Annotated in this window: 8 protein-coding genes and 1 pseudogene; all 9 read right to left on the bottom strand. The window is 56.6% G+C overall.

From position 1 onward, the window contains the following. Position 1: 1 nt before the first annotated feature. Positions 2-2,608: pseudogene (gene bcsB / locus FHW04_RS10445) on the bottom strand (cellulose biosynthesis cyclic di-GMP-binding regulatory protein BcsB). Next, positions 2,605-4,716 carry a UDP-forming cellulose synthase catalytic subunit gene (gene bcsA, locus FHW04_RS10440; RefSeq protein WP_069728618.1) on the bottom strand — a complete coding sequence of 704 codons (2,112 nt, stop codon included), beginning with the start codon at positions 4,714-4,716 and terminating at the stop codon, positions 2,605-2,607. The pseudogene bcsB and the gene bcsA overlap by 4 nt, the downstream one beginning before the upstream one ends. Positions 4,717-4,769: 53 nt before the next feature. Continuing rightward, positions 4,770-5,573 carry a cellulose biosynthesis protein BcsQ gene (gene bcsQ / locus FHW04_RS10435; RefSeq protein WP_031377812.1) on the bottom strand — a complete coding sequence of 268 codons (804 nt, stop codon included), beginning with the start codon at positions 5,571-5,573 and terminating at the stop codon, positions 4,770-4,772. Beyond that, positions 5,564-6,154, bottom strand: coding sequence for a cellulose biosynthesis protein BcsO (bcsO, locus tag FHW04_RS10430; RefSeq protein ID WP_069728619.1), 591 nt, complete (start codon positions 6,152-6,154; stop codon positions 5,564-5,566). The genes bcsQ and bcsO overlap by 10 nt, the downstream gene beginning before the upstream one ends. A 504-nt stretch (positions 6,155-6,658) precedes the next feature. After that, complete coding sequence (dppF, locus tag FHW04_RS10425; RefSeq protein WP_069728620.1) at positions 6,659-7,681, bottom strand: dipeptide ABC transporter ATP-binding subunit DppF; 1,023 nt, start codon at positions 7,679-7,681, stop codon at positions 6,659-6,661. Beyond that, complete coding sequence (gene dppD, locus FHW04_RS10420; RefSeq protein WP_089561605.1) at positions 7,671-8,657, bottom strand: dipeptide ABC transporter ATP-binding protein; 987 nt, start codon at positions 8,655-8,657, stop codon at positions 7,671-7,673. The genes dppF and dppD overlap by 11 nt, the downstream gene beginning before the upstream one ends. A gap of 12 nt (positions 8,658-8,669) precedes the next feature. Then, positions 8,670-9,572 (bottom strand): dipeptide ABC transporter permease DppC, encoded by a 903-nt coding sequence (gene dppC, locus FHW04_RS10415; protein ID WP_031377816.1) that lies wholly within the window; start codon positions 9,570-9,572, stop codon positions 8,670-8,672. 9 nt (positions 9,573-9,581) lie between these two features. Continuing rightward, positions 9,582-10,601 carry a dipeptide ABC transporter permease DppB gene (gene dppB, locus FHW04_RS10410; protein ID WP_031377817.1) on the bottom strand — a complete coding sequence of 340 codons (1,020 nt, stop codon included), beginning with the start codon at positions 10,599-10,601 and terminating at the stop codon, positions 9,582-9,584. A 171-nt stretch (positions 10,602-10,772) separates the two neighbouring features. Then, entirely contained in the window at positions 10,773-12,383 is a 1,611-nt protein-coding gene (gene dppA, locus FHW04_RS10405) for a dipeptide ABC transporter periplasmic-binding protein DppA (protein WP_031377818.1), read from the bottom strand. Between the last annotated feature and the right edge of the window lie 1,510 nt (positions 12,384-13,893).

Below are 13,893 nucleotides of genomic sequence, written 5' to 3'. Positions count from 1 at the left end.
CTTACTTCTTGCCGGAATGACTATCCTGCTTCGGATTCAGACGCCGCCACGCATGACGCTTCAGCATCACCCAGACCGCACTGCCCACCAGCGCAGAAAGCAGCAACGCCGCCAGCGCAAGGAATACCGAATGCTGATTGGCGTACCACACCACCATCATGTACCAGGGCATTTCCCCGACCGGGAACTGCGCGCCAACACGGAAACTGCGAATGCCATTTTCATCGGTGATGATTGCGGTATCGCCACGAATCGCGGCATTGATACGTGCCGAACTCAGATCGTTGTGGAGCCGCAACAGCTGATCGTCACTGGTCGCCACCGTGACCACCACCAGCCGATCGCGATTCCACGGCGAGCGATAGCTCAGGAAGCCGCGCCACGCTTCGTTAGAAGAGAAGTACCGATCGGCATCCAGCTGTTGACGACTCCAGTCACCGCTCAGCCAGCCGCGCAGTTTCTCCAGCGTATCGGACTCTTTCACACCGAAGGTGCTGCTGCTGGCGTCATAAGGTGAAGAGGCCAGTAACGCCCGATTGAAATCGCTGTTGCCGGTGGTGCTGACCGTCAGCAGATCGTTCTGCTGCAGCCGTGCCAGATTAGTGCCGCCCTGCGGCAGACCAAACAGCACCTGATTCTACGTCAGAGCTACACCGGTAGCGTTACCGGCACGCGCCGCCAGATCCAGCAGCGTCGACAGTTCGGCATTGCTGGGTTTTTCCGGCAACAGCAGCGTAGTCTGGCCAAAATCCGCCAGGCGAGAGAACGGGAACGAGGCACCGACAAAATAAGAGAGGTTCGGCAGCATGCTGAAGTGGCGGGTGTGGCTGAGATCGATCCACGAATCCTCTTCAATCCGGCTCTTAATGTTGTTATTCAGCAGCACGCCACAGGGCGCATCCGCCCGCGGTTTGATGTTGAAGTAGAGCGCCAGCTGGTTATCGCCATAAATCAGATAGGGTTCGAGGTTGAGCTGATATTGTTCCTGTCGCGCATCGCCCCCTAAACGGTGCCAGACATTTTCCAGCAGTCCGACCTTATTCACGGTCAGGTTGCGCAGGAAGGTCCCGTTCAGCATCACGTTAAGAAACGAATTCTCTTCATCGATCCAGCTTTCAGACGGGAAGCGATAGTGCAGATTGACCGGCACGGTATCGCCATCCCACAGGAACAGATCGGGCGCGGCACGGAAGTTAACGCGCAGCGCATCGTGCCAGATACCGCTGCTGGTCAGGCTCTGGTCTTTACGCAGCAGTTCACTGAGACGCACCGGGCGATCGGTATTGATCCAGCGCGGCGCATCATAGGGTTTGCGATTGCCGAGCGTTTGCGGTTTTACCAGCAGCTGGCTGTCGTCAGTGGTCAGCGGCTGCGTGGTCAGACGGTTTGCCGCCTGACGCAGCTCGGCATCGTCATTACCGCTCACCAGCAGCAATTTATACACCGGGTTATTCGGGTTATCGACTACCTGCAGCATCGGCCCGTTGCTGGCTGGAAAGGTCAGCGTACCGATGCGATCGCCGGGGTGACCAAACAGAATGCCGTTGTGCTCCGGCAATTCACCCCGCATCACCGGGAAGCGAATACCGCGATAATCGCTCTGAATGCCGAGCCAGGACGCCACCAGCGTCGCCGCGCTCACGGCATCCGGTGCGACATTACTGGCGAATCCGAAGGTGACAGTGGCGGCGGTCATACGTTGTGGATCGAGGAACGGCCGCGGGAAGTTGCGCAGGCTGGTGCCGATGTTCAGCTGCTGGCCCTCAAGGCTCAGCGTGGTTGTCGGCATGATGGTGACCTGATACTGCTCGGCGCTTGCACGCTCGCACAGTAACTTGTCGGCATCATTAATTTTGAAGCTGAGGTTATTGCTGGAGACCACCATCGCCGCCGGAATATCCAGCTGATAATCGCTGGTATCACTGTCGCTGGCGCCGAGCGGCAGCGTGCCGAGCGGCTGGCCGTTCAGCATCAGCTGCAGCGAAGTGTTGCGCGCCGCCAGCGCCTGCGAGACGCGCAGCGTCAGGTTGAGACGCGCATTAGTCACCACCTCATCCGAGGGCAGCGTAAAAGTAATGCCAGACTGTAACTGGCCGCCGGTCAGCGTGATGCCGCGCGCCTGGCCCATCTGCGCCACAGAAATAGTGCTGCTGATCGGCTGGTTAATGGCGGCGCTGATGACCGGCTGTGGTTCCACTACCGGGGGGGCGGCCACCGGCGTTACGGCCTGACCTGGCGCGTAGGGCAGCGCACTGGCGGCCGCTTCCAGCGCCGGATCACCATTGTTCAGCCCTTGCGGCAGTGGCACGGTGGAGAGCGCACCGCTGTCCTGCGTCACCGCGTCCCCAGTCGGCGCGGACGCGGCAGAGGTAGCCGCCGGCGCACTCTGTGCCGGTGCTGACTCAGGCTGGACGCCCGATGACGCCTCGCCAGCCGCAGGCTGGGCTGATGGCGTCGCTTGCGCAGTGGGCTGCACGGTCGGTGCCGCGCTGTTGACCGGCGCGGGGTTGCTGGTGTCATCAGCAGATGGCGTTTCGGCCCAGGCTGGCGTCAGCCACAGCGCCGCGGTCAGTGAACTGACCAGCAGCGTTTGGGTCAGGGTTTTCATACTGCGCCATCCTCTTTCGCCGCCGCGGCAACCGGGTCGACATTTTTACGTTTATCGTGGCGTCCTTTCCAGGTCAGCCAGAACAGCTCAAAGACGGTACGAATAATGGTTCCCAGCGAGATCAGCGGGTTATCCTGCTTATACTCCGGCTGAATCCAGGCATCGGCGCGTGCCAGCACCACCCGCACCAGCTCACGGCGGCGCGCCAGAGGCATCGCCTCAAAACGCAGACGGATGGTTTCCGCATCGCCAGAAATCTTACTGACCGGAATGGTGATCGCGCCCGATTTAAGCAGCAGATCGATCTCTTCAATCTCATCGAATTCATGACGGTTATCTGGCGCATCCAGCTGCGCGCCGCCCATAGAGAGATCGCTGGTCAGGGTGCGTGACGAGATACCGCTGGCGTAGTGAATGATCGCCGGAATCTGCACCTCAATACGGATGGTTTTACGCACCTGTTTGGTTTCGCGCGCCACGGCAATCGCCGCCATCAGAATGATCAGGCTGAAGATGGCCCAGCCGACGTTCAGCGCAATAACGTAAGGATCGACGCCAAAGTAATCGTGCATCACCGCTCGCACCACGCCCGCCACAATGCCGATACCCAGCAGCAGCGCCACAATGACGTGCGGACGCACGATATGGAAATCGAAGAAGCCCTGATCCAGCACCCCGCCTTTATCGGTCACGTTGAATTTGCCGTGCTTCGGCGACAGCAGCGTCAGGATGGTCGGGATCACCAGGTGGAAACACATCACCGTCTCATAAATCTCACCCCAGAAGGTGTAGCGGAAACGGCCATTCATCCGCGAGTTGACGTACAGCGACATCACCAGATGCGGCAGCACGTACGCAAAGATCAGCGACGCGGAGGAGTGAATAATATTCAGATTAAACAGCAGGTAAGCCAGCGGCGCGGTGAGAAAGGCTACGCGCGGCAGACCAAACTGGAAGTGCAGCATGGCGTTGAGATAACACAGGCGCTGCTGCCACTTCAGGCCGCGACCCAACAGCGGATTATCCACCCGGAAAATCTGCGTCATACCGCGCGCCCAGCGGGTACGCTGAATGATGTGCAGACCGAGACGCTCGGTCGCCAGACCGGCCGCCAGCGGAATGGACAGAAACGCCGATCCCCAGCCAAGGCGCTGCATTTTCAGCGCGGTATGCGCATCTTCGGTCACGGTTTCTACCGCAAAACCGCCAATCTGCTCCAGCGCTGAACGGCGGATCACCGCACAGGAGCCGCAGAAGAAAGTGGCATTCCAGTTGTCATTGCCCTGCTGTACCGGGCCGTAAAACAGTGAACCTTCATTGGGAATGCTGCGCGCGGCGCGCAGGTTACGCTCAAACGGATCGGGTGAGTAGAAGTAGTGTGGCGTTTGCAGCAGCGCCAGCTTCGGATCTTTCAGGAACGGGCCTACCGTCGCCTGCAGGAAGGTACGCGTCGCGACGTGGTCGCAGTCAAAAATGCAAATCAGCTCACCTTTGGTGATCTTCATTGCATGATTGAGGTTGCCGGCTTTGGCGTGATTGTTATCGTCACGGGTGATGTAGCCTACGCCCACATCGGCGGCGAAGCGGGCGAACTCACTGCGCTTGCCGTCATCCAGCAAATAGACTTTCAGTTTGTCACGCGGATAGTCGATACACTGCGCAGCCAGCACGGTATCGCGCACCACATCGAGGCTCTCATTATAAGAAGGCACGTAAATATCAACCGTCGGCCACAGATCGGTATCATCCGGTAACGGTTCGATGGTGCGCTTTAATGGCCAGGTGGTTTGCAGAAAGCCGAGAATTAAGATCAGCCAGACATAAAGTTCAGCCAGATATAAGCCAATCCCTAAAATCGCTTCGACTTCGGAATTAAAATGCAGGGTTTCTGTCGTGCGCCACCAGATATAACGGGTGGACATCAACGCCGACAGAATCACCATCATCACGGTTATTTTGCGGCTTTTGCTGAAACCCAATAAAAACATCAAACCGATGCTGATCAGGCCAAAAATATACTGTTTCTGGCTGTCCATTGGCGTAATGATGATCACCGCGGCAACGGGCGCAAGCACCAGCAGCAGCAGGTAAAACCCGATTTTACTCATGATTCACCCTGAGAAGAGCTGTGTAAATTCAATCACCTGTTCACATCAGGTGATTAATATTGGTTAGTACGGATGGGAGCCTGAACTTCGCCGTTGCCGACGGTGATATTCAGAATGCTGCTGACACGTTTGGCAATCAGTTCAATATCAAAGGCCGCCGCAGACGCGGGACTAAAATCATACACAGACTGCTGGGAAGCATTTGCTTCACCCACACTTTCGTCGCGGTGAACCACGCCGAGTAAATTATCGCCCAGCCGCTGTTGCATAAATGCCGTCACGTCACGGTTAATATTGCGGCGGTTGTCGCACTGGTTCAGGACGAAATAGTGACCCTGTTTATTGTTGAGAGGTTTACCGGTCATCCGGTTCTCCTCAATCTGCGGTAATAAAGAGACCGAGGCGGTATCCGCTAACATCACCACTAAATGCATATCGGCCAGCGCCGTCATTGCTTTAAGGGCCGGACCCGGACCCGGCGGAAAATCAGCCACAATGACCAGGCCGGGATAATTAAGCACCGTGTCGAGTCCGCGCTGAATAAAGTGCGGATCTTTCATCAGCTGTTCTTCAAAGCGCTCACGCTGGGGCTCGGTCACGTCGCCATAGGGCAGCACGAAGATATTGCCGCCGGTGGTCAGAATCGACTGACTCCAGTCCGCCTGCTCTTCCGAACGGGCCACAAATCCGCGCCCGTCATGAAGCGGAACGCCAAAATGCAGACGCAGAGCATTCTGCACATCAAAATCAATTGCCAGAACTTTGCTACCGGAACGCGCCAGACTCCAGGCCAGGTTCGCCGCCAACGTGGTTTTCCCTACTCCCCCTTTCGGCGAGCACACACAAACTAACGGCATAGCGCAATCTTCTCCAGTAACGGTTTCAATAAGGTCTCTTTTGGCAGGTTAACCGGTTCGCTGTCGCGTGAGCGGAACAATGCACCAAAACGTCCCGGTTCGGCGCGGTTCGCCGACGCAGGCGGGGTGAGGTCCGTCGGTGGGTTTGCCACCGCAGCGGGCTGAACAGCAGCAGGACGCAGCGTTGCCACCGGCTCTGCCGGTTTTAGCGAAGGCGGCGGGAACAGCGATGAAGATCCAGCTTCAGCGGTCACTTTCGCTGCGGCAGCACTGCCCGCCAGACTGTCCAGTATCGAGCCGCGAGCTGCCGCTGCCGGTTGTGCACTGAGCGTCGGCTGGCGCGGCTGAGAGGCCGGAGCCGGCGCGCTGAATTCATCGCCGCGCAGCGGCTGAGGTTGGGGCAAATCGATACGCTGACCGCCGCCAAGGGCATTCTGCTGGGCATCGCTCGCCAGCTGACGAATCAATGACCATTTACTGTGTTCCGCCGCTTCCTGCGTCTGGCCAGACATATCTTTAAAGGCGATGTCGAGCGTTTGCGTCTTCTCTTTAAAACGCTGCAAATCGTCGTAATTCTTCATTGACTATGGCCTGCAACAAGGGGGGAATTTTCCTGGAATATAGCACATCCGCTTAAACTCAGTGAGAAAAATCTGATTACAAAAACAGCGAATTCAATAAAATAGTTTAATCAGAAAGATTCGATAAGCGCCGAAAAAGGGTGACAGCGACTGCTTTTGCCCTGAAATTAATAAGTAGTTGTTAAGTTAAATTGATTAGCAGGGTTTCAACATTCAGCGACTGAGGTGTACTCATGGAACGGCTGGCCCAGCCAGCCGGGATAAGATGAGATTAATCCCTGGCACTGACTAAATTTGCCCGATGGCTTTGCGCGCATCTGCCTGGATTTAATCCCCGGCAGAGATTGAGGATATTTACCGGTTTTTTGCTGCAAATATCCGCGGCTGAACCCATTGATTAATCAGGATAATGAAAAAAGACAGCAGAGGAGGGTAAGCGACACCCGGATGTGGGCTGAGCGGGACGCGTCAGTAAAAAAGGCCCCCGCAGGAGCCTTCTTATCTTTAACCGACTTTTTCTGCCGCGCCGACCGGCTGATTTTCATCCTGGTCGACGGCGAAGCAGGCGATCTGCTGACCACCGTAGCTTTTCAGCTTCGGTTGCAGCTGAACGCAGGTGCCAAAGCGCCGGCGGCAGCGTGCGTTGAAGGCGCAACCCGGTGGCGGACTGAGCGGACTCGGCAGCTCGCCGGTCAGCTTAATCCGCTCACGGCGGTCGTCCGGATTCAGACGCGGCGTGGCCGACAGCAGAGCCTGGGTATACGGATGGCGCGGATTAGCAAAAATCGCCTCTTTGCTGCCCTTCTCAACGCAGCGTCCGAGGTACATCACCATCACTTCATCCGCAATGTGCTCTACCACCGACAAATCGTGCGAGATAAAGACGTAGGAAAGTCCCATATCCTGCTGCAGATCCATCATCAGGTTCAGCACCTGGGCGCGCACCGAGACGTCGAGCGCCGAAACCGGCTCATCGGCAATCAGCACGTCCGGATCGAGCATCAGGCCGCGGGCAATCGCAATACGCTGGCGCTGTCCCCCGGAGAACATGTGGGGATAGCGGTCGTAATGCTCGGTCTTCAGGCCCACTTTGGCCATCATCTCCAGCGTTTTCTCGCGGCGCTCGGCTTTGGTCAGCGTGGTATTGATGACCAGCGGCTCTTCCAGAATCTGACTCACTTTCTTACGCGGATTCAGAGAGCCGTAGGGGTTCTGAAAGACGATCTGGATTTTCTGACGACGCAGTTTCTGCGCCTGCGGATCGTGCTTCAGCAGATCCTGTCCATGCCAGTAAAGCTGGCCTTCGGTCGGGGTTTCAATCATCGTCAGCAGGCGGCCAAGGGTGGATTTTCCACATCCTGACTCGCCGACTACCGCCAGCGTTTTGCCGCGCTCCAGATTAAACGACACGCCATCCAGCGCTTTCACCAGACGTTCCTGACCAAACAACCCTTTCTTCACCGGGTAGTGCTTTTTCAGATCGATCGCCTGTAACAAATACTCATGCTTGGTTGTTTCATGACTCATAAGTCGGTCTCCCGGCATCGTCCAGCGGATAGTGACACTTGGACTGGCGGCCTGGAATGGTGCGCAGTTCCGGTTCTTCCTTACGACAATGGTCAGTGGCATAAGGACAGCGTGGGTTGAGCAGGCAGCCAACCGGGCGATCGTATTTGCCCGGTACCACGCCCGGCAGCGAGGCCAGACGGGCTTTATCGGCAGCGAACTCCGGCAAGGCACGCAGCAGCGCCTGGGTGTAAGGATGACGCGGTGCCTTAAAGATATCGGTCGCTTTGCCGCTCTCCACCACCTGACCGGCATACATCACAATAATGTGGTGCGCCGCTTCGGCCACCAGCGCCAGATCGTGGGTAATCAGGATCAGCGCCATGTTATCCTGCTGCTGTAACTCCAGCAGCAGTTCGATGATCTGCGCCTGGATAGTCACGTCGAGCGCGGTGGTTGGCTCATCGGCAATCAGCAGCTTCGGACGGCAGGCTATCGCCATGGCGATCATGACACGCTGGCTCATCCCGCCCGACAGCTGGTGCGGATAAACATCCAGTCGCGACGCCGGATCGGGAATGCCCACCTGATTCAGCAGGTCGATTGCCCGCTGACGCCGGGTACGTTTGTTGCCGCCCTGATGCACTTTGATCGCTTCCATGATCTGGAAACCCACGGTGTAACAAGGGTTGAGGCTGGTCATCGGGTCCTGGAAAATCATCGCCACTTCCGCGCCCACCAGCTGGCGGCGCTCTCTTTCGGAGATGCGTTTCAGGTCGCGCTGGTTAAACTCCAGCTTTTCCGCCATCACTTTGCCAGGGAAATCGATCAGCCCCATGATCGCCAGCGAGCTGACCGACTTACCGGAGCCTGACTCGCCGACAATGCCGACTACCTGGCCCTGCTCCACCTGATAACTGATGCGGTCAACCGCCCGGAACGGTGCCTTTTCGTCGCCGAAATGCACCGACAGTTTGTCTACATTTAATAACGCCATCTCGGTGCCTCTTTACTGCTTGAGTTTCGGGTCGAGTGCATCACGCAAACCATCGCCCATCAGGTTAAATGCCAGCACGGTAAGCAGAATGACTAATCCAGGGAACGTCACCACCCACCAGGCACTTTGCGCATACTGCAATACGTCGGAGAGCATGGTGCCCCACTCCGGCGTTGGCGGTTGCGCACCCATACCGAGAAAGCCCAACGCCGCCATATCGAGAATGGCGTTGGAGAAACCTAACGACGCCTGCACGATCAACGGTGCAAGACAGTTAGGCAGAATATTAACGAACATCTGACGCAGCATACCGGCCCCGGCGACGCTGGAGGCGGTCACGTAGTCGCGGTTCACCTCCACCAGTACCGCGGCACGGGTCAGACGAATGTAGTGCGGCAGCGCGACAAACGTCAGGGCGATAGAGGCGTTAACGATTGAGGGACCGAAAATAGCCACCAGCACCAGCGCCAGCAGCAGGCTCGGCAGCGCCAGCATGATATCGACCAGGCGCATAATGGTGGCATCCACCACGCCGCCGAGGTAACCGGCCAGCAGACCGAAGATCACCCCGAAAATCAGCGACAGCACTACCACCAGGCAGCCGACCAGCAGCGACAGACGCGCGCCGTACATCAGACGCGACAGCACATCACGGCCAACATCATCGGTACCGAGGATGTAGCTCCAGTTTCCGCCTTCCTGCCAGACCGGCGGATGCAGCAGCGCATCACGGAACTGTTCCGCCGGCGCATGGGGCGCCAGCAGATCGGCGAACACCGCCACCAGCAACATAATGATGATGTACGCCAGGCCCACCACGGCGCCTTTGTTGCGTTTAAAATAGTGCCAGAATTCCTGAAACGGGGTCATCGGCTTGGGTGCAGCGGTTACGCTGGCGGGATCAACAACAGACATGATGCCCCCTTATTTCTTATGACGTATGCGCGGGTTAACCACGCCATACAGCAGATCAACCAGCAGGTTGACCAGGATAATCAGTACCGCCGTCAGCAGCACACCGCCCTGCACTACCGGATAATCGCGGCGTTGCAGCGCTTCGATCAGCCAGCGACCCAGACCCGGCCACGAGAAGATGGTTTCGGTCAGGATCGCGCCGGCCAGTAAGGTTCCGACCTGCAGACCGATGACGGTCACCACCGGCAGCATGGCGTTACGCAGCGCATGCACCACGATAACCCGCATCCGCGTCAGTCCTTTAGCGCGCGCCGTACGGATGTAATCTTCACCCAGCACTTCCAGCATCGCCGAGCGCGTCATACGTACAATCACCGCTAGCGGAATGGTGCCGAGCACGATAGCGGGCAAAATCATGTGCATCACCGCATCGTGGAAATCACCCGCCTCACCCCAGAAAAAGGTGTCGATCAGCATGAAGCCAGTCAGTGGCATGGTGTCATCGAGGAATACGGTGTCGCCGACGCGGCCGGAAACCGGCGTCAGATTGAACTGTACCGAAACCAGCATGATCAGCATGATGCCCCACCAGAAGATCGGCATCGAGTAGCCGGTCAGGGAGATGCCGACCGCGGTGTGATCGAAGATCGAGCCACGTTTAACCGCCGCCATCACCCCAACCGGGATGCCGATCGCGACCGCAAACAGCATCGCGCAGACGCCCAGTTCCAGCGTGGCTTTAAAGCGCGGCACAAATTCATCCCATACCGGGATGCGGCTCTTGAGTGAAATGCCCAGATCGCCATGTAATACGCCGTTAATGTAGTTCAGATACTGTTTCCACAGCGGCTGATCCAGGCCTAACAGCGCCATTAACTGCGCGTGGCGTTCAGGGGAAATACCGCGTTCGCCCGCCATGATCAGCACCGGATCGCCGGGGATCATATGAACAAATGCGAAAGTGAGTAATGTAATACCGATAAACGTTGGGATGACAAGGCCCAAACGTCGGAGTATGAACTGCAGCATAATCCGGGTTCTCTCTTGTCCGCGCGACCGTCGCCGCGAGGGTAGTTATTGCTTACATCTGACGATCGGGTAGGCCCGACCGCGACGCAGCCAGGCTGCGCCTCTACCGTTTCCAGTAAAACAGGGAGATAAAGCCGGAGCGACGGGTGGCCGCCCCGGAAAAGGCAACAATTATTCCTGAATGTCTACCTGGGCAAAGTAGTGTCCGCCAAGCGGATCGACTTTGTAGCCGGAGACTTTCTTGCTGACCGGTTCGTAGACCGTTGAGTGCGCGATCATCAGCGCCGGTGCCTGGTCATGCATCACAACCTGTGCCTGCTTGTAGTACTCGATGCGCTTGGCCTGATCGGCGGTGGCGCGTGCTGGCTGAATCTGATCCTCAAAGGATTTATCGCACCAGCGCGAGTAGTTAGAGCCATCTTTGGCCGCTGAACAGCTGAACAGGGTGGCGAGGAAGTTATCCGGATCCCCATTATCACCGGTCCAGCCCATCATTACGGTCTGATGTTCGCCGGCTTTGGCACGCTTCAGATATTCGCCCCACTCATAGGTCACAATCTTGGCTTTCACGCCAATCTTCGCCCAGTCGGACTGAATCATCTCCGCCATACGGCGCGCGTTCGGGTTGTAAGGACGCTGTACCGGCATCGCCCACAGGTCGATGGAGAAGCCGTCAGCCATACCTGCTTCTTTCAGCAGCGCTTTGGCTTTTTCAGGATCGTAGGCGTAGTCCTTCACGGCGTCGTTGTAGCCCCACATGGTCGGTGGGATCAGGTTTTTAGCCGTCTGGCCTGCACCCTGATAAACGGCATCAATGATCGCCTGCTTGTTCACCGCCATGGTCAGGGCCTGACGTACTTTCAGGTTATCCAGCGGTTTTTTCTCAACGTTGTACGACAGATAGCCGACGTTCAGGCCAGCCTGCTCATACAGGTTGATGTTTTTGTCCTGCTTCATGCGCGCAATGTCAGCCGGGTTTGGATACGGCATTACCTGACATTCGCCCTTCTGCAGTTTGGCGTAACGCACGGAAGCATCCGGCGTAATGGAGAAGACTAACCGATCGATTTTCGGTTTAGTGCCCCAGTAGTCCGGGTTGGCTTTATACAGAATGCGCGAATCTTTCTGGTACTGCAGCAGCTGGAACGGGCCGGTACCGACCGGATTCAGGTCGACCTTTTGCGGTGAGCCGGCTTTCAGCATGTTGTCCGCGTACTCTTTCGACAGAATAGAGGCGAAGTCCATGCCGAGATCCGCCAGGAACGGCGCTTCAGGACGGGTCAGCACAAAGCGCACGGTATGATCGTCCACTTTTTCAATTTTGCTGATCAGCTTCGGCATATCCATGCCTTCGAAATATTCGTAGCTGCCGCCGGAGACGCCATGGTAGGCGTTGTTTTTATCCAGCTGGCGTTCAAAGGTGAACACCACATCATCCGCGTTAAATTCACGCGTCGGTTTGAAATCTTTGGTGGTCTGCCACTTCACGCCTTTGCGCAGGTGGAAGGTGTAGGTTTTGCCGTCTTCGCTGACATCCCACTTCTCGGCCAGTGCTGCGTGTAATTCAGTGGTGCCGATGGTGAACTCAACCAGACGGTTATAAATCTGGCGTGAGCTGGCGTCATAAGTGGTACCCGAGGTGAACAGCTGCGGGTTAAAGCCTTCCGGAGAACCTTCTGAACAGTAAACCAGGGTTTTTGCCTGAACACCGGCGGCGACAGTCATAGCAATCAGGCTCAGACCGACCTTCAGCATCCCGGATTTAGCCAGGGAGTTGATCATGCTTTTGCTCCATTGTGATGTGATGTTGTGTGCATTGCCCGACCTCTGGTTTTTTTATGCGGTCCAGGCGTACCACCGAACGGGTGGCTAAAGCGCGTCAGGTTTTTTATGTTTTTCCTGATGCCGTGGAAGCGGTCAGAAAATTCCGTAACTGCGCTTTATTGACGCATCAATTTGTCAACAGTTGCAAAGAACGTCAATACAACGGTTAGTTATTTACACAGAGTGTGAGGGATAGCAAGCAACGGTAAAAAAAACCCTTTTCGGCTAAAAGCCATACAAAGCACAGTGCCGCTGGCGTAACGTCCGGACTTTCTGCTGGATAGCCAGTTTGTCGCTAGTGATTCTCACCGCTAAAAAACTTAAAACTTTTACCGGCAAATGTTGAATAACTGAACGATTCACCGTGCGTTATGACGTTCAGCCAGCGGAATATGCTGGTATTGAGGCATAAGAAATCAGCAACTTGCCGCTTTCGGTCATAAGAAGAACGTGTCACGAATTATCCCTGCGTCGCAGATGTGCCAAGGGCTGCCGATGGGAAAAGCGGATTAATCCCGGCTGAAAAGCAGATTGCGTTACGGATGCCTGTTATTGGAACTTTCTGGAAGATCGACAAACAGAACAGTCAGCAATGGGAAGCGGGAATAGCGTAAAGGAGAAGAAAGGCCCAGTTCACTGTAAGCCTATGCCTGCAGAGTAAACACGCTCAGATTCACCCTGATTGCGGTTTGTCAGCAGGCTGAAGCGAAGGGAGCATATGCCTGTAGCAAAGCATAGCGGGCCTGGGATGGCCCGCGCTGAGCCTGCCAGGGATGGCGTCTTTTTGCGTCTTTGCGGAAGGCGTATGCTCCCTGAAGCCTTACTGGCGTTGAAACCGGGACTGCTCAGGGAACACGGTCAGATCGGAAAGACGCTAAAGCCAACCCCTGGCCGCCTGCTACTGCTTCGGACGTAAAGCGAAGGGAGCATACGCCTGTAGCAAAGCATAGCGGGCCAGGGATGGCGTCTTTTTGCGTCTTTGCGGAAGGCGTATGCTCCCTGAAGCCTTACTGGTGTTGAAACCGGGACTGCTCAGGGAACACGGCCAGATCGGAAAGACGCTAAAGCCAACCCCTGGCCGCCTGATACGGTTCCGGACGTAAAGCGAAGGGAGCATACGCCTGTAGCAAAGCATAGCGGGCCAGGGATGGTCCGCGCTGAGCCTGCCAGGGATGGCGTCTTTTGCGTCTTTGCGGAAGGCGTATGCTCCCTGAAGCCTGCCTGGCGTTGAAACCGGGACTGCTCAGGGAACACGGTCAGATCGGAAAGACGCTAAAGCCAATCCCTGGCCGCTCGGCCCGCGCCGTCCATGGCGCGGGACGCTTTCCTCTTCTGCCCGTGTTCCCGGCGCCTTGAGCTTATTCGTTGCGGCCAGATTCACTCTGACTGGGCCAATCAGCAGGCTCAAACCTCCTTCGGAGTTCCTCATCCTCTTTTGCTACAGACGAAAAAAAACCTGTCTTTTCAG

Origin of the sequence: Pantoea sp. AN62, assembly GCF_050432985.1 — a bacterium.
Taxonomy (GTDB): Bacteria; Pseudomonadota; Gammaproteobacteria; order Enterobacterales; family Enterobacteriaceae; genus Pantoea; species Pantoea brenneri.
Note: the sequence above shows the minus strand (reverse complement) of the source record. Positions and strands in the feature narration are given on the sequence as shown.

Coding starts and splice junctions, on each gene's coding strand:
- bcsA (WP_069728618.1), bottom strand. CDS start 4,716: ATGAGTAAAATCGGGTTTTACCTGCTGCTGCTGGTGCTTGCGCCCGTT.
- bcsQ (WP_031377812.1), bottom strand. CDS start 5,573: ATGCCGTTAGTTTGTGTGTGCTCGCCGAAAGGGGGAGTAGGGAAAACC.
- bcsO (WP_069728619.1), bottom strand. CDS start 6,154: ATGAAGAATTACGACGATTTGCAGCGTTTTAAAGAGAAGACGCAAACG.
- dppF (WP_069728620.1), bottom strand. CDS start 7,681: ATGAGTCATGAAACAACCAAGCATGAGTATTTGTTACAGGCGATCGAT.
- dppD (WP_089561605.1), bottom strand. CDS start 8,657: ATGGCGTTATTAAATGTAGACAAACTGTCGGTGCATTTCGGCGACGAA.
- dppC (WP_031377816.1), bottom strand. CDS start 9,572: ATGTCTGTTGTTGATCCCGCCAGCGTAACCGCTGCACCCAAGCCGATG.
- dppB (WP_031377817.1), bottom strand. CDS start 10,601: ATGCTGCAGTTCATACTCCGACGTTTGGGCCTTGTCATCCCAACGTTT.
- dppA (WP_031377818.1), bottom strand. CDS start 12,383: ATGATCAACTCCCTGGCTAAATCCGGGATGCTGAAGGTCGGTCTGAGC.